The organism is Pseudomonas sp. WC2401 (assembly GCF_041200115.1).
Classification (GTDB): Bacteria; Pseudomonadota; Gammaproteobacteria; order Pseudomonadales; family Pseudomonadaceae; genus Aquipseudomonas; species Aquipseudomonas fragi.
Map to the genome: position 1 here is coordinate 4,477,411 of NZ_CP165623.1, position 20,296 is coordinate 4,497,706.

Annotated in this window: 19 protein-coding genes, 6 tRNA genes and 1 riboswitch; of the genes, 6 read left to right on the plus strand and 19 right to left on the minus strand. The window is 57.7% G+C overall.

The window, feature by feature from the left end; all coding sequences use genetic code 11:
- Nucleotides 1–64: 64 nt before the first annotated feature.
- The 3 genes from AB3G35_RS20530 to AB3G35_RS20540 form a co-directional block, all read right to left on the minus strand.
- Nucleotides 65–448: a hypothetical protein gene (locus AB3G35_RS20530; RefSeq protein ID WP_369782761.1), complete on the minus strand. Its 384-nt coding sequence runs from the start codon at nt 446–448 to the stop codon at nt 65–67.
- 90 nt (nt 449–538) lie between these two features.
- A complete protein-coding gene (locus AB3G35_RS20535) occupies nt 539–829 on the minus strand; it encodes a hypothetical protein (RefSeq protein ID WP_369782032.1) in 291 nt (96 codons plus the stop codon).
- A 209-nt stretch (nt 830–1,038) separates the two neighbouring features.
- Nucleotides 1,039–1,434: a hypothetical protein gene (locus AB3G35_RS20540; protein WP_369782033.1), complete on the minus strand. Its 396-nt coding sequence runs from the start codon at nt 1,432–1,434 to the stop codon at nt 1,039–1,041.
- Between the two features lie 186 nt (nt 1,435–1,620).
- On the opposite strand from AB3G35_RS20540, the gene AB3G35_RS20545 reads away from it, so the two are divergent.
- Entirely contained in the window at nt 1,621–2,118 is a 498-nt protein-coding gene (locus AB3G35_RS20545; RefSeq protein WP_369782034.1) for a helix-turn-helix domain-containing protein, read from the plus strand.
- Between the two features lie 351 nt (nt 2,119–2,469).
- Here the strand turns inward: AB3G35_RS20545 and AB3G35_RS20550 are convergent.
- A tRNA-Arg gene (locus AB3G35_RS20550) sits at nt 2,470–2,541 on the minus strand.
- Nucleotides 2,542–3,090: 549 nt separating this feature from the next.
- Here AB3G35_RS20550 and AB3G35_RS20555 point away from each other — a divergent pair.
- The 3 genes from AB3G35_RS20555 to AB3G35_RS20565 all read left to right on the plus strand — a co-directional run bounded on the left by AB3G35_RS20555 (nt 3,091) and on the right by AB3G35_RS20565 (nt 4,127).
- Nucleotides 3,091–3,321 (plus strand): hypothetical protein, encoded by a 231-nt coding sequence (locus tag AB3G35_RS20555; protein WP_169909241.1) that lies wholly within the window; start codon nt 3,091–3,093, stop codon nt 3,319–3,321.
- A gap of 28 nt (nt 3,322–3,349) precedes the next feature.
- On the plus strand, nt 3,350–3,526 hold the full coding sequence (locus AB3G35_RS20560; protein ID WP_016782143.1) for a PA3371 family protein: 177 nt from the start codon (nt 3,350–3,352) through the stop codon (nt 3,524–3,526).
- Nucleotides 3,527–3,800: 274 nt separating this feature from the next.
- Nucleotides 3,801–4,127, plus strand: coding sequence for an Arc family DNA-binding protein (locus AB3G35_RS20565; RefSeq protein ID WP_016782142.1), 327 nt, complete (start codon nt 3,801–3,803; stop codon nt 4,125–4,127).
- A gap of 75 nt (nt 4,128–4,202) precedes the next feature.
- Here AB3G35_RS20565 and mgtE read toward each other — a convergent pair whose 3' ends face one another.
- From mgtE to ltaE, 10 genes are all read right to left on the minus strand, one after another.
- Complete coding sequence (mgtE, locus tag AB3G35_RS20570; protein WP_016782141.1) at nt 4,203–5,645, minus strand: magnesium transporter; 1,443 nt, start codon at nt 5,643–5,645, stop codon at nt 4,203–4,205.
- 526 nt (nt 5,646–6,171) lie between these two features.
- Nucleotides 6,172–6,248 (minus strand) — tRNA-Arg (locus tag AB3G35_RS20575).
- Nucleotides 6,249–6,318: 70 nt separating this feature from the next.
- Nucleotides 6,319–6,395 (minus strand) — tRNA-Arg (locus tag AB3G35_RS20580).
- A 70-nt stretch (nt 6,396–6,465) separates the two neighbouring features.
- Nucleotides 6,466–6,542: transfer RNA gene (locus AB3G35_RS20585), tRNA-Arg, on the minus strand.
- Nucleotides 6,543–6,612: 70 nt separating this feature from the next.
- A tRNA-Arg gene (locus AB3G35_RS20590) sits at nt 6,613–6,689 on the minus strand.
- A gap of 106 nt (nt 6,690–6,795) precedes the next feature.
- Nucleotides 6,796–6,886 (minus strand) — tRNA-Ser (locus tag AB3G35_RS20595).
- Nucleotides 6,887–6,947: 61 nt separating this feature from the next.
- Nucleotides 6,948–7,136 carry a carbon storage regulator CsrA gene (gene csrA, locus AB3G35_RS20600; RefSeq protein WP_016782140.1) on the minus strand — a complete coding sequence of 63 codons (189 nt, stop codon included), beginning with the start codon at nt 7,134–7,136 and terminating at the stop codon, nt 6,948–6,950.
- Between the two features lie 176 nt (nt 7,137–7,312).
- Nucleotides 7,313–8,548, minus strand: coding sequence for an aspartate kinase (locus tag AB3G35_RS20605; RefSeq protein WP_016782139.1), 1,236 nt, complete (start codon nt 8,546–8,548; stop codon nt 7,313–7,315).
- 83 nt (nt 8,549–8,631) lie between these two features.
- Nucleotides 8,632–11,250 carry an alanine--tRNA ligase gene (gene alaS, locus AB3G35_RS20610; RefSeq protein ID WP_016782138.1) on the minus strand — a complete coding sequence of 873 codons (2,619 nt, stop codon included), beginning with the start codon at nt 11,248–11,250 and terminating at the stop codon, nt 8,632–8,634.
- A 146-nt stretch (nt 11,251–11,396) separates the two neighbouring features.
- Nucleotides 11,397–12,401, minus strand: a complete 1,005-nt coding sequence (gene ltaE, locus AB3G35_RS20615; protein ID WP_369782037.1) for a low-specificity L-threonine aldolase — start codon at nt 12,399–12,401, stop codon at nt 11,397–11,399.
- Between the two features lie 215 nt (nt 12,402–12,616).
- Nucleotides 12,617–12,785: riboswitch (FMN riboswitch) on the plus strand.
- A gap of 131 nt (nt 12,786–12,916) precedes the next feature.
- Here ltaE and AB3G35_RS20620 point away from each other — a divergent pair.
- Nucleotides 12,917–13,411: a 6,7-dimethyl-8-ribityllumazine synthase gene (locus AB3G35_RS20620; RefSeq protein ID WP_016782136.1), complete on the plus strand. Its 495-nt coding sequence runs from the start codon at nt 12,917–12,919 to the stop codon at nt 13,409–13,411.
- A 113-nt stretch (nt 13,412–13,524) separates the two neighbouring features.
- A complete protein-coding gene (locus tag AB3G35_RS20625) occupies nt 13,525–14,997 on the plus strand; it encodes a M91 family zinc metallopeptidase (protein WP_315248907.1) in 1,473 nt (490 codons plus the stop codon).
- Here AB3G35_RS20625 and astE read toward each other — a convergent pair.
- The 5 genes from astE to astA all read right to left on the minus strand — a co-directional run bounded on the left by astE (nt 14,994) and on the right by astA (nt 20,296).
- Entirely contained in the window at nt 14,994–16,004 is a 1,011-nt protein-coding gene (astE, locus tag AB3G35_RS20630; RefSeq protein WP_315248909.1) for a succinylglutamate desuccinylase, read from the minus strand. The genes AB3G35_RS20625 and astE overlap by 4 nt on opposite strands.
- A gap of 12 nt (nt 16,005–16,016) precedes the next feature.
- The gene (locus AB3G35_RS20635) at nt 16,017–16,304 is read right to left on the minus strand and encodes a topoisomerase II (protein WP_083369594.1); all 288 of its coding nucleotides are present in this window, start codon (nt 16,302–16,304) and stop codon (nt 16,017–16,019) included.
- Nucleotides 16,305–16,373: 69 nt separating this feature from the next.
- Nucleotides 16,374–17,720 carry an N-succinylarginine dihydrolase gene (astB, locus tag AB3G35_RS20640; RefSeq protein ID WP_369782039.1) on the minus strand — a complete coding sequence of 449 codons (1,347 nt, stop codon included), beginning with the start codon at nt 17,718–17,720 and terminating at the stop codon, nt 16,374–16,376.
- 72 nt (nt 17,721–17,792) lie between these two features.
- Entirely contained in the window at nt 17,793–19,262 is a 1,470-nt protein-coding gene (gene astD, locus AB3G35_RS20645) for a succinylglutamate-semialdehyde dehydrogenase (RefSeq protein WP_177413507.1), read from the minus strand.
- Nucleotides 19,259–20,296, minus strand: coding sequence for an arginine N-succinyltransferase (gene astA / locus AB3G35_RS20650; protein ID WP_016782130.1), 1,038 nt, complete (start codon nt 20,294–20,296; stop codon nt 19,259–19,261). Before astA ends, astD begins: the two co-directional genes overlap by 4 nt.

Below are 20,296 nucleotides of genomic sequence, written 5' to 3' on the forward strand. Positions count from 1 at the left end.
ATCCGAGTTTCTACGTCTTGGCCCTCCGAGTATACAATGCAATGCTCCCCCCTGATGACGAATGCTACTGCAGCACTCGCGGAGTTAGATGGTTCAGGCCCGTTGAGAGCCGAAGATATTCACGCAGGGAGGCTCGCCCATTGCCCTTCTGGAACGTTGTCAGCACGTAGCGCGAATTAACTGTGGTCATCACCCAGAATCTGCCTTCGCGCTCAATTTTTAATACGTCAGAAGTACGGATCAAATGGCCGTCTCCGAACCGACCGTACTGGTCTTTCCGCTTGTGGCCAAACACCACACCGATGCCTGCGCGCGCCCTGATGGATACTCCGCAAAGATACGCAGTGACCGGTATGTCGAAACCTTGCTCTTGCGCTTTTATGATTCGGCGGAGATCGAAATCTGTATGGCGCTTTCCGTGAAAATTGACGTCTATGGTGTCCAGCATCATTGAGCTCCGGTTACAGTCTGTATGGTGTTATCAGGAATTGCACACGCCACCAGGAGCGCTGGTATCGTGGGGGATTACTGGTAAATTTCAGACTGATCGAATCATGGTTGAGAGAAAGACGGGCCTGATGTTTACCAGCGCTTCGATCTGAAAATCTGGTTGGTGCGAGGTGTGGTAAACCTCGCCCTTACCCACCTCTAGGACGCAAACCTCAGAGCCAACTCTGTCCTCACCTACGCTCAACCGGGTCAATCGCCCCATTTGCCAGCCTGTGGTCTTATTCATCCAGGACGGCGTCACAGCCATGACTTCGGTGATACTTAAGTCGGGGCCTTGGCTCACCAGAATTTCTTGAAGCTGACGCGTGTCGTCAATCATCACAGCACACTCGCTGAGCCGACCGTCGTTTTCGACACAGAGGGTGAGGTGATACCAAGGCGTTCGGAGCAGCCTTGACACTCCGCGCCAATGGGATACGCCCTCCCCGAACAATCCTGGGACGCCTATCAGGTCGTTGTCTATGGTTCTAAACATGTGTCGCCTCAAGCTGCTGGAGAACGTCAGTTGCCCTGCAGAACCGGTGGTAATCAGAAAAGGGAAAATATCGCTTCGATTGAAGATGACTTGCGATGGCCGGGCCCGAGCAACACGTAGACCGTGTTGCGTGTTTCGAATAGGTAGCCTTCTTTGAAAGCGGTGCCCATGCTTGAGCGCACCCAATGACCTGGTTCGAAACGCCGCTGCTCGTCGTGCACAACTTTGTGGGCAAACATGAAGATTGGTTGGCAGCCTGCGGCGGTAACTTTCGCTCGCTCTTCGTCGGTGACGATGGCGTCTAGGATGATCCATTCCTCGACGGCGCAGAGGGGGAGGTGTTTGTAGTTCCTTCTAGCCGCCTTCAGAGCATCGTCGAGACCCAGCTCAGCGCCCATCAGGCTAGCGCCAGGATCGCCTAGCAGACTGTCTTGAATGGGACTATCCACGTCCACCTCCCCTCTCGCTGTATTTTTCATAAATTGTCAGACCCCTAGCGCCACCTATTCACCCCAAATGGAGGCTCTGATCTCAGAAAGCGGGAGAGGAGCTGCCATGACATATACAATAATACCTCATATTGATGTTTATCGGAAACCCCGTGGTATGGCTATATCCTGACTTTTGGCCAATCCATGCACCTCAAAATTGCCCTAGCCGGCGCCCTAAGGGCCCTTAGGCTGAATCGCCGCTTTCGGTATGAAAAGCTTTCTGACGCCAGCGCGAGATCGAAAATTAGCGCGCTCGAGCGCGGACAAACGAGTATTACGCTCGAAAAATTCGAAAGTTTGGCTGAAGCGCTCGAGATTGACCCGCTTGCACTGATGGCTTTGTGCATGTCTGCACGCCTTGGCACGCCCTACCCTCGCCTCATAGAAGAGGCACTAGAGCAGCTTCGAGCATTCGAAGCTGAAGGGGGCATAGGGCTGCTAGCAGAGCAATTCGCGGATGGAGCGCTGATTCAGCGTACGCGTGGAAAACCTCAGAAAATTGAAAACCTTGAGGCCGTCAGGAAGCTCAAGGCGGAAGGTATGACACAAGCGCAGATCGCTCAGGAATTGGGTTTCTCCCCTAGCGTCGTCAATCGTCACTGGAAGCGGATTTTGAGCCAAGAGCAGCAGGTCGATAGATAGGCGTGGAGGAGTGTCGCATTTCGATCATCTACAACTAGCCTTTACCAGTCATACGCTCAGTCATACACGCCCAACAATGGCTGGCTTGCCATCACAACGAATCTTGCGGAAACCTCTAACGCGAGGAGGTCAATTTCACCTGCACCCATGGAGTCGAGCAAATGCTCATTTTCAGGAACCGGGGATTTGACGAGAGGCGAGTTAAGAGAAGGCTTTAGGCAATTTGGCTAGACGGCGAATCATGTCATGACCCAAACAGATAAATCACGGGCTGGCTTGACCAAGCGGTCGGAGGGATGGCTCTCATCTGAGAAAACCCATAAAAAACAGCTAGCTACTGAAGCGAGGATATGTCCCCTGCAGGAATCGAACCTGCACCTAGCCCTTAGGAGGGGCTCGTTCTATCCGTTGAACTAAGAGGACACGACAGCAGAATTTTCCTTCACATTTGCTTCAAAAACAAGATGAGCGGCAATGCTCACCAATGCGCAGCAAACTCAGATAGATCCTAACGGAACTAGGCTGAACTCCCCCAGCAGCAGGGGTTGATGCTCTCCCTCCAATGTGCAGCAGATTTTTGTCCTGATAAGAACCTGCAACCTTCCCCTTAGGAGGGGGATGCTCTATCCAATTGAGCTACTGAGACAAATAACGGCGTGCATGGTAACGGGCATGCCTTTGTTTGTCATGTCGTGAGTGGTCTTTTTAAGTGTAAGACATTGCCTGTAATAGATTTCTGCAGGCACAGAGCAGCAGCACCGAGGCTGCGATCGATTGCGCAGTACAGCGGCGGCCCCAGTCGCCGTCGTGCAATTTGCACTACATCAAAAAGCCATCATTGCAAAATGCAATCAAACACTCTTGAATATGCAGCTCAACACGTTGTTTTATAAGGCTTTTAGGCCTAATTAAAGTTGGCACGAAGACTGCTCTATCAACAGTATCCCGTCCATGCTCTCAGAGATGACCGCCATGAACAGCACGTTAATACTGTTAAACACCTTCGCGCTGGCCGTATTGCTGGTCTTTCACTTCCAGCCCGAACCTGTTTCGGCCAGGCAGCCTGTTGAAATGACAGCTACCTTCAACACGCCGCTGCCACAGGTTGCGGTAATGAAAGAGTCCCGTCGTGTAACACCTCGCCTGGCGACCAATCAGCCCGTTGCCGACCAGGCCCCTGCGGGTGAACGCTGGGTCTTTTGAACACACATTCAGAGAGGGGTAGGAAACCATGTCCAAAATCGCTTTGGCTCTGTTAATGCTGGCGCTGTCGAGCCTTGCCCTGGATGTCTTCACCCGTAACGAGTTGGGCAATCTGCCCTTGATCGCTGCTGCGGTGTTTTTCGGCTGCTGGCTGGTCGCTCTGGTACTTGGACGCCGGTTCAAATTCGACCCGCAATTGCGCTGAGATTGCCGACAAACAAGGGCTCAGCCTCTTCAATACGATGGATGGATCGCGACTTCAGCCATTCAAGTGTATATTTTTAACAATCGCTACTGGCATAACGCCTTTATCCGGTTCAATATTTGTCACAGAATTGACGCCAGGGAAGTGGCAGATTTGAGGCATGATGCGCGCCTCTTAGCAATTCAGGTTGAACATTTGGCTATAAGGACGGTCTTAACCACATCCTGCGGCCAATTCCCGAGAACCGCTCCCCTGAACTAACCGGTTAACTAAAATGCGCCCATTGAAACAGGCTATTTACTCCAGCCGCACGGCTGACAAGTTCGTCGTTCGCCTGCCAGACGGAATGCGCGAGCGCATCGCCGAAGTGGCTCGCAACCATCATCGCAGCATGAACTCTGAAATCATTGCTCGCCTCGAGCAAAGCCTTATCCAGGAAGGCGTACTGGGTGACGAGCTGAGCATGCGCCTGGACAGCCCCGAGCTTTCCCTGCATGAACGTGAGCTGCTGCAACGCTTCCGCCAGCTGTCCCACCGCCAGCAAAATGCCCTGGTATCACTGATTGCTCACGATGCTGAAGCAGCCTCTGAAGAATCCTGATTTGATTCAGGCATAAAAAAAGCCAGCGGATGCTGGCTTTTTTTATGGGCGCTATTCGCGCCGGGTACTCCATGATCAGAGCAGGAAGATGGTCGCCAGCCCCAGGAAGATAAAGAACCCGCCACTGTCGGTCATGGCGGTGATCATCACGCTTGCACCCATGGCCGGGTCACGCCCCAGGCGGGCCAGTGTCATGGGTATCAATACCCCCATCAACGCGGCCAGCAGCAGGTTAAGAGTCATGGCCGCAGTCATCACCACGCCCAGCGACCAACTGCCGTACAGCAGATAAGCCACAACACCGATCACCCCACCCCACACCAGGCCATTGATCAGGCCTACGGCCAGCTCCTTGCGCATCAGCCGCGAAGTGCTGCCGGTATTGACCTGATCCAGGGCCATCGCGCGTACGATCATGGTAATGGTCTGGTTACCGGAGTTACCGCCAATACCGGCCACGATGGGCATCAGCGCGGCCAGAGCCACCAGCTTCTCAATCGAGCCTTCGAACAGGCCAATCACCCGCGACGCAATAAATGCCGTAACCAGGTTGACTGCCAGCCAGGCCCAACGGTTACGCAGGGATTTCCACACCGAGGCGAAAATGTCCTCTTCTTCACGCAGACCCGCCATGTTGAGAACTTCGTTTTCGCTCTCTTCACGAATCAGGTCGACCATTTCATCGATGGTCAAACGGCCAATCAGCTTGCCGTTCTTGTCGACTACAGGAGCCGAAATCAAGTCATAACGCTCAAAGGCCTGGGCCGCATCGTAGGCATCTTCGTCCGGGTGAAAACTCACCGGGTCGTTGGCCATGACTTCCGACACTTGTTTTTCAGGGTCATTGACCAGCAAACGCTTGATCGGCAGCACGCCCTTGAGCGCACCGTCGTAATCGACCACAAACAGTTTGTCAGTATGCCCCGGCAGCTCCTTGAGACGGCGCAGGTAACGCAGTACGACTTCGAGGCTGACGTCCTCACGGATGGTCACCATCTCGAAGTCCATCAGGGCGCCGACTTGATCCTCGTTGTAGGACAGTGCGGAGCGGACGCGCTCACGCTGCTGGCCATCCAGGGTCTCCATCAGCTCATGGACGACGTCTCGCGGCAGCTCGGGGGCCAGGTCAGCAAGTTCGTCGGCGTCCATCTCCTTGGCGGCAGCCAGGAGCTCGTGATCGTCCATGTCGGCGATCAGGGTTTCACGTACCGAATCGGATACTTCAAGCAGGATGTCGCCATCGCGATCAGCCTTGACCAGCTGCCAGACCGTCAGGCGGTCGTCCAGCGGCAATGCTTCGAGGATATAGGCAACGTCTGCGGAGTGCAGGTCTTCCAGCTTGCGCTGGAGTTCAACAAGGTTCTGCCGGTGGACCAGATTCTCGACCCGGTCGTGGTGATGGCCTTCCTGACGATGTGTCAGGTCTTCGACCACACGCTGGCGATTAAGCAGCTCGATAACTTGAGCAAGGCGGCTTTGCAGGCTTTCTTGTGTTTTCTTTACTTCAACTTCGGTCATAGGCGAACTCCACTCCCAGCAGCAGGGCACGCCGGAAGGATCAATCAGTCAATTCATGATTGGTAAAGCGGGATGCTGAGTTACTACTGGGTAAGTCCATGGAGGTATTCCACAAGCCCCGGCGGGGCTGACGGGCGCAATCATACACGGCTTGAAAATTAATGACGCAAAAATCTTGGCAATAACAAAAGCTTGCGAAGCACCGTCATACGGTGCCTGCGCACTGCTTGTGCGACGCAGGATGAGGATCGCAGGACACAACTCAAAGATGAAACTCAACCTTGTAGCAGCTGCCGAGCTGCGCGAGGCTGCGTGCGACGATGTAATCGTCGCAAACCCTTGAATCACGGTGCATCTGAATGGCGGGTCGCATGGTCTACGACTGCTGCGCAGCCGGACGTAGCCTCGCGCTGCTCGTCAACTGCTACAAGAACCAGAATAAACAGAAGACAAGTCGCCAGGATGACAGCAATAGCTAAATCGTAGACAGCAAAAAGCCCGCACAAGGTGCGGGCTTTTTGGTGTTTGGTGCACTCGACAGGATTCGAACCTGTGACCGCTCGGTTCGTAGCCGAGTACTCTATCCAGCTGAGCTACGAGTGCAAGTTGTGTTTGATAGACCAGACCACCCTGGTTGAAGCCAAGTTAATCGCCGAAGCAATTGACTCTTAAATGGTGCACTCGACAGGATTCGAACCTGTGACCGCTCGGTTCGTAGCCGAGTACTCTATCCAGCTGAGCTACGAGTGCAAGTTGTGTTTGATAGACCAGACCACCCTGGTTGAAGCCAAGTTAATCGCCGCAGCAATTGACTCTTAAATGGTGCACTCGACAGGATTCGAACCTGTGACCGCTCGGTTCGTAGCCGAGTACTCTATCCAGCTGAGCTACGAGTGCAAGTTGTGCTTGATAGACCAGACCACCCTGGTTGAAGCCAAGTTAATCGCCGAAGCAATTGACTCTTAAATGGTGCACTCGACAGGATTCGAACCTGTGACCGCTCGGTTCGTAGCCGAGTACTCTATCCAGCTGAGCTACGAGTGCATTTGAAGCGGCGCATTATAGACCGTTGAATCTCTCTGGCAATATTTTTTTCAATAATTTCAACAACTTATCGAAACCTGCCAAACCCAACGTGCTACATGAATAATGGCGGAGAAGGGGGGATTCGAACCCCCGACACCCTTTTGAGATGTACTCCCTTAGCAGGGGAGCGCCTTCGGCCACTCGGCCACCTCTCCGCAACACGGGGCGTATAATAACCAGCCTTTTCCCCGCATGCAACTAAAAACTTAAATAAAATTAGAGACTTGGTTCTTCGCCCTTTTCATTCTTGATCCGCAGGTAGATCTCTTCACGGTGCACAGCCACTTCCTTGGGAGCATTCACACCAATGCGCACCTGGTTGCCTTTGACACCGAGAACGGTCACGGTAATTTCGCCATCGCCTATGATCAGGCTTTCCGCACAACGGCGAGTCAGAATCAGCATACGTTTCTCCTCACGCTTTCATTTCAGGGACAACAGTCTGCAAAAAAAAAGGGCTTCGGACTACTAGCTAAACAGCTATAGCCCGCCGCTCCTTAGTATTGACCCGCATGACGACGTACGCCCACACAAGCCAAAAAACAAAGGGCGCGGATCAACCGCGCCCCTGGTACAACGTTTTACTCGCCCTGGCGGTCAGGGGCATCCAGATCAAAAGCCGTGTGCAGGGAACGCACGGCCAGCTCCAGGTACTTCTCTTCAATCACCACCGACACTTTGATTTCGGAGGTGGAGATCATCAGGATGTTGATGTTCTCTTTGGCCAGGGATTCAAACATGCGGCTGGCAACGCCTGCGTGGGAGCGCATGCCCACACCGACAATCGAGACCTTGGCAATGTTGGTGTCACCCACCACTTCGCGAGCACCGATCTCGCGAGCAGTGTTTTCCAGCACGCTTTGCGCCGCGTTGTAGTCATTGCGATGCACGGTAAAGGTGAAATCGGTGGTGTTATCGTGCGCAACGTTCTGCACGATCATGTCGACTTCGATGTTGGCCGCGCTGATCGGGCCCAGAATCTTGAACGCCACGCCCGGGGTATCCGGCACGCCACGGATGGTCAGCTTGGCTTCGTCGCGATTGAACGCGATACCAGAAATGATCGGCTGTTCCATGGATTCCTCTTCATCAATAGTAATGAGGGTACCTGGACCCTCCTTGAAGCTGTGCAAAACGCGCAGCGGAACGTTGTACTTGCCGGCGAACTCGACTGCGCGGATCTGCAACACCTTGGAGCCCAGGCTGGCCATTTCCAGCATTTCTTCGAAGGTGATCTTTTCCAGGCGCTGGGCCTTGGCCACTACCCGCGGATCGGTGGTGTAAACGCCATCGACATCGGTATAGATCTGGCATTCATCGGCCTTGAGGGCCGCTGCCAGCGCTACACCTGTAGTGTCGGAGCCACCACGGCCCAGCGTGGTGATATTGCCGAGCTCGTCAACACCCTGGAAACCTGCAACCACAACCACACGCCCGGCCTGCAGGTCTGCGCGAATCTTCTGGTCGTCAATTTTCAGGATGCGGGCTTTGGTGTGCGAACTGTCCGTAAGGATGCGCACCTGGCTACCGGTGTAGGACACCGCTGGCACGCCGCGCTTGTTCAGCGCCATGGACAGCAGACCAATGGTCACCTGCTCACCCGTGGATACAATCATATCCAGCTCACGCGGCAACGGCTGATCGCTGATCTGCTTGGCCAGGTCGATGAGGCGATTGGTTTCACCGCTCATTGCCGAAAGCACGATCACCAGATCATTGCCGGCTTCGCGGAACTTCTTAACTTTATCGGCGACCTGCTCGATTCTCTCGACAGTGCCGACCGAGGTGCCTCCGAATTTCTGTACGATCAAAGCCATTTCAAAGCAGCCTCAGCCCCTAAAGGGCGCCCATTTATCATTCAAACGACGCGCCGTTACTAGACAACGGCGCGTTCTGGACCTCAGATACCCTGCTCGACAAATGGCACGGTCAGGGCCAGCGCGGCGTCCAGGGCTGCAGCATCAACACCGCCGCCTTGCGCCATGTCCGGACGACCACCGCCCTTCCCGCCCACTGCCGCAGCAGCCTGCTTCATCAAATCACCGGCTTTGAGTTGGCCAGTCAGGTCCTTGGTCACGCCTGCAACCAGTACAACCTTGTCTTCATGGACACTGCCGAGCAGGATCACTGCACGACCGAGCTTGTTCTTCAGCTGATCAACCAGCGCCAGAAGCGCCTTGCCATCTTGACCGTCCAGGCGAGCGGTCAATACTTTCACGCCTTTTACGTCCACTGCCGACGATGACAGGTCATCACCGGCAGCGCTTGCGGCCTTGGCCTGCAATTGCTCAAGCTGTTTTTCCAGCTGGCGGTTACGTTCGAGCACTGCCGACAGTTTGTCGACCAGGTTCTCGCGCGAACCCTTGACCAGGCTGGCAGCTTCCTTGAGCTGCTCTTCGGCAGCATTCAGGTAAGCCAGTGCGGCTGCGCCGGTCACGGCTTCAATACGACGAATACCCGAGGCTACGCCACCTTCGCTGATGATTTTCATCAGGCCGATATCACCGGTGCGTTTGGCGTGGATACCGCCACACAGCTCAACCGAGAAATCGCCGCCCATGCTCAGCACGCGCACGTTGTCGCCGTACTTCTCGCCAAACAGCGCCATGGCGCCTTTTTGCTTGGCGGTTTCGATGTCGGTTTCTTCGGTTTCGACCGGGGTGTTCTTGCGAATCTCGGCGTTGACGATATCTTCCAGCGCCTTGATCTGCTCAGGCTTGATCGCTTCAAAGTGGCTGAAGTCGAAACGCATGCGCTGGCTGTCTACCAGGGAACCCTTCTGCTGAACGTGTTCGCCCAGCACCTGGCGCAACGCCGCGTGCAGCAAGTGCGTGGCCGAGTGGTTCAGGGCCGTGGCGTGACGCACATCGGCATCCACCTGGGCATCAACGGTTTCGCCCACTTTCAGGCCGCCCGCAGCAACCACACCGTGATGCAGGAAGGCACCGCCGGTCTTGGTGGTGTCGCGCACATCAAAGCGCGCAGCGCCAGCTTGCAGGTAACCGCAATCGCCGACCTGACCACCCGATTCGGCATAGAACGGGGTCTGGTCAAGAATCACCACGCCCTCGTCGCCTTCGTTCAGGCTGGTAACCGACTGCCCTTCTTTGTACAGGGCAACCACTTTGGCCGAAGCCTGGGTAGCGTTGTAACCAACAAACTCGGTCGGCACGTCGACCTTGACCAGGGTGTTGTAGTCCAGGCCAAAGGAGCTGGCCGAACGGGCACGCACACGCTGGGCTTCCATCTCGCGCTCGAAGCCTTCTTCGTCCACGGTCAGGTTACGCTCGCGGGCGATATCTGCGGTCAGGTCCATCGGGAAGCCGTAGGTGTCGTAGAGTTTGAACACTACGTCACCAGGTACCACGGTGCCCTTGAGCTCGGCCAGGTCCAGTTCGAGGATTTTCAGGCCCTGTTCCAGGGTCTTGGAGAACTGCTCTTCTTCAGCTTTAAGCACGCGCTCGATGTTGGCCTGCTCGCGCACCAGCTCCGGGAAGCTTTCACCCATCTCGGCAACCAGGGCCGCGACGATCTTGTAGAAGAAATTGCCGGTAGCGCCCAGCTTGTTACCGTGACGGCAGGCGCGACGAATGATGCGGCGCAGTACATAGCCGCGGCCTTCGTTCGACGGCAGCACGCCATCGGCGATCAGGAAGCTGCACGAACGGATATGGTCCGCTACAACCTTGAGCGAGGCCTGGCCTTCGTTGGCGCAGCCAATCGCGTCAGCCGCTGCGGTCAGCAGGCTCTGGAACAGGTCGATATCGTAGTTGGAGTTAACGTGCTGCATCACCGCACTGATCCGCTCCAGGCCCATGCCGGTGTCTACCGACGGCGCTGGCAACGGATGCAACACGCCATCGGCGGTGCGGTTGAACTGCATGAACACGTTGTTCCAGATTTCGATGTAACGATCACCGTCTTCGTCTGGCGAGCCCGGCGGGCCACCCCAGATTTCCGGGCCGTGATCGTAGAAAATCTCGGTGCACGGACCGCACGGACCGGTATCGCCCATGGTCCAGAAGTTGTCGGATGCGTAAGGCGCGCCCTTGTTGTCACCGATGCGGATCATGCGCTCGGCAGGTACGCCGACGTCTTTGGTCCAGATGTCATAGGCTTCGTCATCGCTGGCGTAGACGGTTACCCAGAGCTTGTCTTTAGGCAGCTTGAGCACACCGGTCAGGAAGGTCCAGGCGAAGTTGATCGCATCCTTCTTGAAATAATCGCCAAAGCTGAAGTTGCCGAGCATTTCAAAGAAGGTGTGGTGACGGGCGGTGTAACCGACGTTTTCCAGGTCGCTGTTCTTGCCGCCGGCCCGCACGCACTTCTGGCTGCTGGTCGCCCGGGTGTAGGCACGTTTTTCTTGACCCAGGAAACAGTCCTTGAACTGGTTCATCCCCGCGTTGGTGAACAGCAGGGTCGGGTCGTTATTAGGGACCAAGGAGCTGGAAGGGACACGGGTGTGACCTTGCTCCTCGAAGAAGCGAAGGAAGGCTTCACGGATTTCTGCGCTTTTCATAGGTTCTTCCACGGAGGCTGCGGCCAGAGGCAAGTAAATCACGTCAATCGACAGTGCGACTCGCAAAGGGCCGCATTATATCGGCCCTTCGCCCCGGGTACAGCGTGTTTATACGATAGCGACAAGCAATTGGACGGATTGAAAGCTTATTGGCGGGAAAACTCGGCAAAAACAGCGATTACCTGCTCGATCTGACTGCGACTGACATCCATGTGCGTCACCATTCGCAAGCGCGGTGCCGCGCTGAGCCTGATGCCCTGCTGGGCCGCAAAGGCCTTGAGCGCCTCGGCGCGATCACCAACCTGGGCGTAGACCATATTGGTCTGCACCGGCTCGACGTCATAGCCGGCTGCACGCAGGCCGTCTGCCAGCAACTGGGCGTTGGCATGGTCATCAGCCAGGCGCGCCACCTGATGATCCAGCGCATACAGCCCGGCAGCCGCCAACTGACCTGCCTGGCGCATGCCGCCGCCGACCATCTTGCGCAGCCGCCGCGCCCGGGCGATCAAGTCGGCGGTGCCGCACAACACCGAGCCCACCGGCGCACCCAGGCCCTTGGACAAGCACACCGAGACCGAGTCGAAGTGGCGGGTGATATCACCGGCATCAACCCCCAGTTTGACCGCTGCGTTGTACAGCCGTGCGCCATCGAGATGCAGGGCCAGGCCGTGCTCACGGGTCAGCCGGCTGGCTGCCGCCAGGTACTCGGTGGGCAGCACCTTGCCCTGCATGGTGTTTTCCAGCGCGAGCAGGCGGGTGCGGGCAAAGTGGAAGTCATCCGGCTTGATCGCGGCAGCCACCTGCTCCAGATCGAGCGAACCATCGGCCTGCACCTCCAGCGGCTGCGGCTGGATGGAGCCCAGGACCGCCGCCCCGCCGCCTTCATACTTATAGGTGTGGGCCTGCTGCCCCACGATATATTCATCACCGCGCCCGCAATGGGCCATCAGCGCCAGCAGGTTGCTCATGGTGCCGGTGGGCACGAATAGCCCTTTGGCAAAGCCCAGGCGCAATGCCAGCTCGGACTCCAGCTTGTTGACCGAAGGATCTTCGCCATACACATCGTCGCCCAGCGGCGCATTGGCCATGGCCTCGCGCATGCCGGTGGTGGGTTGGGTCACGGTGTCACTACGAAGATCGATAACAGACATGGCAAAGGCCTCGGCAAGGTTTGATCAGTGTTAAATGCTAAACATGCAATTCCCGTCAGAACAAGCCTACTCTGCAGTGGGCGACAATATTCGGATGTTCATGTAAGAACTTACTTATTAAGCAAGCGAAAAAACTGATAGCTATTAGCAAAAAGCATCAATGCACACTTGAATTATTTGTGATACAAAATGCCCGCCGCCAGAATGGCTGGCGGCAACGTTCTCAGGGCGGGGTGCGACTCCCCACCGGCGGTAATTGCGCGCAAAGCGCATAGCCCGCGAGCGCTTGGCAGATTCCGGCTCCGGTTGAGAATAGGTCAAGGTCAGCAGACCCGGTGTGATCCCGGGGCCGACGGTCATAGTCCGGATGAAGAGAGAACGGGATTGGCGCCAAAGGGCCGTCAACCGGGTGGGCAAGTGGCGATGCCGAACAGCCGTGCGCTGCCCACCTGAACGCACCCTTTAATCCCATTCGATTCATATGCCCTGTTTTTCACACAAACAGGAATCTGAACATGCAACCTACAGCTATTCACCACAACGAACGTGTCGCGTTTATCCAGGCTTCCTGGCACAAAGAGATTGTCGACCAGAGCCGCAAGGGCTTCCTGGCCGAAATGCTGGTGCTGGGCTATCAGGAAAGTGACATCGATTTCTTCGAAGTCGGCGGCGCGTTCGAGATCCCGCTGCACGCCAAGCTGCTGGCCAAGACCGGTCGTTACGCCGGGATCGTCGGCGCCGCCCTGGTCGTGGATGGCGGCATCTACCGTCACGATTTTGTTGCCCAGTCGGTCGTCAGCGGCCTGATGCAAGTGCAACTGGAAACCGAAGTACCGGTGTTCTCCGTCAGCCTGACCCCGCACCACTTCCATGCCGGCGAAGAGCATCAGAAGTTTTTCTTTGAGCACTTCGTTCACAAGGGCCAGGAAGCGGCCAGGACGTGCGTGGATACGCTGCAGAAAATCCGCGCTATCAAGCGCCTGGATCCGCAGCAAAAGCGCGCGGTGTAATTCAGCTGCGCCGCTCCGGGCCCCGATCAAGGGGCCTGGTTCACCTATTTATCTAACACCTCCACCTGCTGCACACCCGCTTGAATAAGCCTTTATTCAGCGGAGCACTTGTGATGACCTCATTTACCCCTTCAGCCTCCACCTCGCGACCTGCCATCGCCCATGAATTCACCATTGATGGCGCCTACACAAACCCGGACGCAACCGTCACCACCTTCGAAGTGGCCCCCGAGACCACTGAAAAGCGCACCCACAGTTTTGTCCACAACCAGCAGAGCGTGACCATTGACCGCATTGTCAGTGAGTTTGCGGCGTACGCCCAGACCACCGACCGACTGGTTTTCTCGATCGAAGGCCTGCATCGGACCGTGCTGATAACCCGCGCCGACAATGGGCTGTTTATCGATATCAACCACCTGCGTTTTCGCGTCATCCCCGCCAGCAGCCGGCAGATCATCGAAATCATCACCCTGGACGGCAACGACACGGTCTACATTGCGGCCAATGTGCTGCAGCCCTGCCATGTGCGTACCGGCGCGGGCGATGACACGGTGCTCACCAGCACCAGCCCTGCCGAAGTCCACACTGGCCCCGGCAATGACCGCGTGATCACCGGCGACGGCCCCGTCTATATCGAAACCGGTGCTGGCGATGATCTGGTCAATGCCAATGGCCGCGGTAACCTGACGGTATACGCCGGCAAGGGCAATGACTTTGTTCGGGGGGGAGCAGGCAGATGCTATATCGAAACCGGGGAAGGCAATGATATTGCCATCGGCGGCGAACAACACAGCATCATCAGCGGGGGCGACGGCGACGACCTGCTATACCCGGGCCAGGGCAGCAATGCGCTGTATACCGGCCTGGGCGAAGATGCCATTGCCGGACTCAAGGACAACGACCGGGCACACGCGAAAAATCCACTCACAACCATCAGCAATGGCACCCTGACATCCGGCACCCGCCACCGTCAGGTCAGCACTGTCGAGGCACAGCCTTGGGCGAGTGCAGGCCTGGTCATCCAGGGCAGTGACGCGTTTATTGAGCGGGTAACCGATGACCTGAAACTGCTGCTGGGCTCAACTCACGGGCAAAAACTGCTGCAAGTGCTGAGCAAAAGCATTCACGACAGGAAAAAACCCATCACCATTGTTGAGCTCAAGCATCTGCACAACGGGATGTATGTTCCCTCACAGCTCAAGACCGCGCCGTGGATTCATGACAACCGCGCCAGCCGGGGAACCTTTGGCGGGACGGTCTACTACAATCGCTCCCACCAAATAGCCGGCTCGGTGCCCCTGGCCTCGCTGTATCACGAGCTTTGCCACGCTTACAACTATGTCACGGGCACCGTTTTTTCAGGTACCACCCCCGAGCAGCTTTACCCTGGCATGCCAGCGCACCAGACCGCAAACGAGGAGCTGCAGGCGATAGGCTTGCCCGCCGACTTCCCGCCCTTCGATTTCGACAAAGACCCGTTGACGCCGCCAACAAACACCAACCCGCCGCCCTATACCGAAAACGGCATACTCCAGGAGCTGGGCTTGCCATTGCGCAAGCGCTACATCCAGCTCGACCTGGATTAACCCAACTCGCCCGCGCTGGCGGGGGCGATGATGATACCGGCGCGCAGGCCATTCTTGACCTTGGGGTTGGGAAAGATGATTCGCGCGCCCTCCTCCTCGACAATCCAGCGGGTTTTACCGGCGTCCTGCGCCAGCAGATAGCCCTTGGGCAACTCACTGAAGTTTTCGACATCGGCGGGCAAGTGCAGGATAAAGGCATCGCTGTGTTTGATGACTTCGCGAGCCACGCTAAACAGCTGCAAGCCGTCGAGCGAAGTATCGGCCTGCGCCGGCTCGGTGCCTTCGATCATCTGCTGCAAACGCAGCTCAAGACGCTCGACATTGACCCCGCCGTTCTGCCCGAAAGGCCGGGCCTTGCCCAGCTCAAGTGTAAAAGCCTCGGCGCCCAGCTGATCGTAGGTATAGGCACTGAAGACAATAGAAGGCTTGTTTTGCAGCAACACCGCCTCCATCCCGGCCGCACGCAAGCGCGACAGCTCGGAGCGAGAGTGGGCACGACCTTCTTTATAGGGATACAACGCAAACTGCTCAATCTTCGAACCGCGAATGGCAGTGTGCAAGTCGTAGTGCAGCCGGGTACGCTCAGGCAGGCTGAAAAAGGTTTCGGCCAGGTGCTCAAGCTCGCAGGCCCGCAGGGCCTCGGGGCCGCTGCTGCTTTCGTGACGACCGTTAAACAGGCGGTTGAGGTCCTCTTCGACAAATCGCGCGCCGGTACGCATGGCACCGGGGTTGCCGAACAAAAACAGAATTCGTGCACGAGGCTTGATAACGCCCCGTGCGATGGCCTGCAACAGGCGATCGAGCAATTCGATCGGCGCTGTTTCATTGCCATGCACGCCGGCCGACAACAACAGATCCATGCCGTTGTCACGAGCCTCGGGCGGGCGCACTTCAAGTGCGCCTTCGGTCAGCCAGCGCATGCGCACGCCGTCGACAGTCAGTTGAGTCTTCTCGGCCGGTTCACGTCCGGCCAGGGTCAGTTCAAGCAGTTTGCCGAGAGCGAGCATAGAGCTTCCTTATCAGTGGTTGCAGTCTGGACCGTGTACATGACCGTCTTCGTCATCGCTCATATCAGCCGGTTCCATTTCCAGTTGCAGGCTGACAAGGTTAGTCGCTAATGGACGCAGCAGCAGGTTGGCGTATTCAGCATCGCCTTCTTCAACGTCAACACCGATCAGCAGCTGGCCACGGCCGTCCTGCTGGATCCACAGCTCCTTGCCCTGCCACATCACGGCAACGCGGGTGCAGGAAGTTTCCAGCTGGGTGCCGTCGGTGTCTTCAAGGATCAGCTTCAGGGTATCGGTCATTATGTCGCTCTCATTTTTTGGGGGGAAAGGGGCGTGCCTGGTCTCATGATCGCTCAGGCACTGCGCCGCTCAATTGATCTGGAAAGGGTAAACCGCGCCCAGTTTAAGGATTTGCGTCAGTTCATCCAATGCCGTGCGACATTCAAGTAACAATTGCGGGTCGGCCAGGTCGCTTTCGCGCAGGGCATCGCGATAATGTTTGTTCACCCAGGCCGTCAGGGTGTCGTACAGCGCCGGGGTCATGATCACACCGGGGTTGACCGCCGCCAGCTCGGTTTCATTGAGCGCGACCCGCAGACGCAGGCACGCCGGGCCACCGCCATTCTGCATGCTCTGCTTGAGATCGAACACCTTGACCTCACGGATCGGCCCGCCAGCCGCCAGCAACCCTTGCAGGTACTGCCACACACGCGGGTTGGCACGGCACTCTTCAGGCACGATCAACAGCATCGAACCATCGGCGCGGCTCAGCAGCTGGCTGTTGAACAAGTACGAGCGCACAGCATCTTCCACGGCCACCTGATCGCGGGGCACGCTGATCGACTGGAAGTTGCCTCCACGGGCCGCCAGCTTGCCATGCAACTCGGCGAGCATCTGCTCGGTGTTGAGGAACGCATCCTGGTGATGGAACAACAGCTCGCCATTGCCCACGGCAATCACGTCGTTGTGAAACACGCCCTGGTCGATGACCGCCGGGTTTTGCTGGGCAAATACCACGCCCTCTTCGCTCAGGCCGTGCAGACGGGCTACAGCCTGGGAGGCTTCGAGGGTCTGGCGCGCCGGGTATTTTTGCGGCGCCGGGTAACGGCTGTCGAAGGCACTGCGCCCGAACACGAAAAACTCCACGCCCGCCTCGCCATAATCCCGGCAAAAGCGCGTGTGGTTGGCCGCGCCTTCATCGCCAAACTGCGCCACTGCCGGCAACGCCGCGTGATGGGCAAAGTGCTGCTGATCGGCAAACATCGCGCCCAGCACGCGGCTGGTGGTCGGGTGCTCGATGCTGCGGTGGTATTTGCAATTGAGGTTGGCGGCGGTGAAGTGCACGCGACCGTCGGCGGTGTCTGCGCTGGGGCTGACCGTGGCCGCATTGGCCACCCACATGCTGGAGGCCGAGCAACTGGCGACCAGCAAGGGCATGGCCTCTTTGGCGGCGCGCTCGATGACCTGCGCGTCAGTGCCGACAAAACCCAGGCTGCGCAACGCCGCGACGTCGGGGCGTTCCTGCGGTGCCAGCACGCCCTGGACAAAGCCCATGTCCATCAGCGCTTTCATTTTTTCCAGGCCTTGCAGCGCGGCTTCCCTGGGGTTGGAAGCCTGCTGGCTGTTGCTCTGGGAGGCGACGTTGCCGAACGACAAACCGCCATAGTTATGGGTCGGCCCCACTAAACCGTCAAAATTGACTTCAAAGGACTTCATCAGCGAGGCTCCGGAAAACGGTGTATGGCTAAAGGTCTTACTGTTCACCCCCCTGTGGGAGCGGGACAAGCGTTACGACAAGCGCACGCCCGGGGTCAGGGCTGCGGGCAAGGCCAGTGTCGGGGTTTCAAGGGAAGCCACCGGATACGCGCAGTAATCGGCCGCGTAATAGGCACTGGCGCGATGATTTCCCGACGCCCCGATACCGCCAAACGGCGCACTGCTGGCAGCGCCGGTCAGCTGCTTGTTCCAGTTGACGATGCCAGCCCGGCTCTCAAGCCAGAACTGCTGGTAACGCGCCTCGGAATCCGACAGCAAGCCTGCCGCCAGACCAAACGCGGTGTTGTTGGCCTCGGCTATCGCGGCGTCAAAGTCGGCGTAGCGGATCACTTGCAGCAGTGGCCCGAACAACTCTTCATCCGAACGCTCGCTGACTTCTGTGACATCGATAATGCCCGGTGTCAGCAGGGCCGCATTGCTGTCAGGCTGATGCATTTCCAGCAAGGCCACGGCCCCCGAACCCAGCAACACCTCCTGGGCATCCATCAAGGCACGCGCGGCACCCAGGGAAATCACCGAACCCATGAATGGCGCTGGCTGCTGATCAAATGCACCCACTTCGATACTCTGGCTGACTTCGACCAGACGCGTCAGCAGGCTGTCGCCCCAGGCGCCCTGCGGCACCAGCAAGCGGCGGGCACAGGTGCAACGCTGCCCGGCGGAAATAAAGGCCGACTGGATGATGGTGTAGACCGCTGCATCCAGATCCTCGACCTGATCGACCACCAGCGGATTGTTGCCACCCATTTCCAGGGCCAGGATCTTGTCCGGGCGCCCGGCAAACTGCTGGTGCAGGGCGTTGCCGGTGCGGCTGGAACCGGTGAAGAACAAGCCGTCGATGCCGGTGTGCGCTGCCAGTGCGATACCGGTTTCACGGGCACCTTGCAGCAAGTTCAGCACACCTGCGGGCAGCCCGGCTTCGATCCAGCACTTGACCGTCAGCTCGGCGACTTTGGGGGTCAGCTCGCTAGGCTTGAACACCACGCTGTTACCGGCCAGCAACGCCGGAACAATATGGCCGTTGGGCAAATGGCCGGGGAAGTTGTACGGGCCGAAAACCGCCACCACACCGTGGGGCTTGTGGCGCAAAACAGCCGTGGCATCGCCCAGCGGGCCGCTTTTTTCACCCGTGCGCTCGCGGTAGCTTTGCACCGAGATCGCCACTTTATTGATCATGCTGGTGACTTCGGTAGCCGACTCCCAGAGGGGCTTGCCGGTTTCTTCACCGATGCAGCGCGACAGTTCATCAGCATGGTTTTTAAGACTTGCCGCAAACGCTTCGAGTACGCTCAGGCGCTGCTCGAATGTCTGCCTGGCCCACTGCGGGAAAGCCTGGCGTGCAGCCTTGACGGCCGCATCCACTTGCCCTGCATCGGCACCCTTGCCAGCCCACAGCACTTGCTGGGTAACCGGGTTCAGCGACTCAAAGGCCTCGCCCTGGCCATCCTGCCAGGCACCTGCGATATACAACGTACTCATTATTTCGACTCCCGTGGGGCCACTGGCTGGGCGGACAAGGCAACGGCGCGCACCTGGTCGCCCGCGCTCAGTTGCAAGCGTTTGGCGGTCAATGGATCGACCACCAGGGTGCCTGCAGCCAGCCGCGCCGGGGCGGCCGTGATGCGGCAATCTTCGCGTTTGCGGTTGTGCATCAGGTAAGGCGTGGCATCGTCACCCGGGGTACCGATGGCCAGCACCAGGGCTTCGCTGTCGCGTACCGCACGGATCTTGCTGGTTTCGCACTCGACCGCCGGGCCTGCGTCGAAGATGTCGACGTAACCCTGATAGCTGAAACCCTCGCTTTTAAGCATGTTCAAGGCCGGCTCGGTGTGGGTATGCACCTTGCCGATCACCGCACGCGCATCCTCGGACAGGAAGCAGGTGTACACCGGGAACTTGGGCATCAGTTCGGCGATAAAGGCCTTGTTGCCCACACCGGTGAGGTAGTCAGCCTGGCTGAACTCCATCTTGAAGAAGTGTCGGCCCAGGCTTTCCCAGAACGGCGAGCGGCCGTTTTCATCGGACATGCCACGCATTTCGGCAATGATCTTGTTGCCAAACAGCTCCGGGAACTCGGCGATAAACAGCATCCGCGCCTTGGCCAGCATGCGGCCATTGAGCCCGGTGCGGTAGTCGGCACTGAGGAACAACGAGCACAGCTCGGAATTGCCGGTCAGGTCGTTGGCCAGAAACAGGGTCGGGATTTCGCGATAAATATTCAGTTCCTGTGAGGCGCTGACTGTCAGGCCCACACGGAAGTTGTACCAGGGCTCGCGCAAGCCCACGGCGCCAGCAATGGCAGAAATCCCCACCACCTTGCCGTCGTCGTTTTCCAGCACGAACAGGTAGTCCGCATCGCCGCGCTCGGCTTCGCCACGGAAGGTTTTTTCAGCCCAGGTCACCCGGTGCAGCAAGCGCTCTTCGTTGGCCGGCAAGGTGGTCAGGCCAGTGCCGGTGCTGCGTGCCAGCTCAATCAGGGCCGGTAAATCGCTGTTGCGTACAGGACGAACGATCAT

Excerpts from the sequence above, each read along its gene's own strand:
- astA (WP_016782130.1), bottom strand. The coding sequence starts at position 20,296 with ATGATCGTTCGTCCTGTACGCAACAGCGATTTACCGGCCCTGATTGAG.
- astB (WP_369782039.1), bottom strand. The coding sequence starts at position 17,720 with ATGAAGTCCTTTGAAGTCAATTTTGACGGTTTAGTGGGGCCGACCCAT.
- AB3G35_RS20535 (WP_369782032.1), bottom strand. The coding sequence starts at position 829 with ATGATTGACGACACGCGTCAGCTTCAAGAAATTCTGGTGAGCCAAGGC.
- AB3G35_RS20625 (WP_315248907.1), top strand. The coding sequence starts at position 13,525 with ATGACCTCATTTACCCCTTCAGCCTCCACCTCGCGACCTGCCATCGCC.
- AB3G35_RS20620 (WP_016782136.1), top strand. The coding sequence starts at position 12,917 with ATGCAACCTACAGCTATTCACCACAACGAACGTGTCGCGTTTATCCAG.
- AB3G35_RS20560 (WP_016782143.1), top strand. The coding sequence starts at position 3,350 with ATGTCCAAAATCGCTTTGGCTCTGTTAATGCTGGCGCTGTCGAGCCTT.
- AB3G35_RS20565 (WP_016782142.1), top strand. The coding sequence starts at position 3,801 with ATGCGCCCATTGAAACAGGCTATTTACTCCAGCCGCACGGCTGACAAG.
- AB3G35_RS20545 (WP_369782034.1), top strand. The coding sequence starts at position 1,621 with ATGCACCTCAAAATTGCCCTAGCCGGCGCCCTAAGGGCCCTTAGGCTG.
- ltaE (WP_369782037.1), bottom strand. The coding sequence starts at position 12,401 with ATGTCTGTTATCGATCTTCGTAGTGACACCGTGACCCAACCCACCACC.
- astE (WP_315248909.1), bottom strand. The coding sequence starts at position 16,004 with ATGCTCGCTCTCGGCAAACTGCTTGAACTGACCCTGGCCGGACGTGAA.
- AB3G35_RS20530 (WP_369782761.1), bottom strand. The coding sequence starts at position 448 with ATGCTGGACACCATAGACGTCAATTTTCACGGAAAGCGCCATACAGAT.
- AB3G35_RS20635 (WP_083369594.1), bottom strand. The coding sequence starts at position 16,304 with ATGACCGATACCCTGAAGCTGATCCTTGAAGACACCGACGGCACCCAG.
- AB3G35_RS20605 (WP_016782139.1), bottom strand. The coding sequence starts at position 8,548 with ATGGCTTTGATCGTACAGAAATTCGGAGGCACCTCGGTCGGCACTGTC.
- mgtE (WP_016782141.1), bottom strand. The coding sequence starts at position 5,645 with ATGACCGAAGTTGAAGTAAAGAAAACACAAGAAAGCCTGCAAAGCCGC.
- alaS (WP_016782138.1), bottom strand. The coding sequence starts at position 11,250 with ATGAAAAGCGCAGAAATCCGTGAAGCCTTCCTTCGCTTCTTCGAGGAG.
- AB3G35_RS20555 (WP_169909241.1), top strand. The coding sequence starts at position 3,091 with ATGAACAGCACGTTAATACTGTTAAACACCTTCGCGCTGGCCGTATTG.
- csrA (WP_016782140.1), bottom strand. The coding sequence starts at position 7,136 with ATGCTGATTCTGACTCGCCGTTGTGCGGAAAGCCTGATCATAGGCGAT.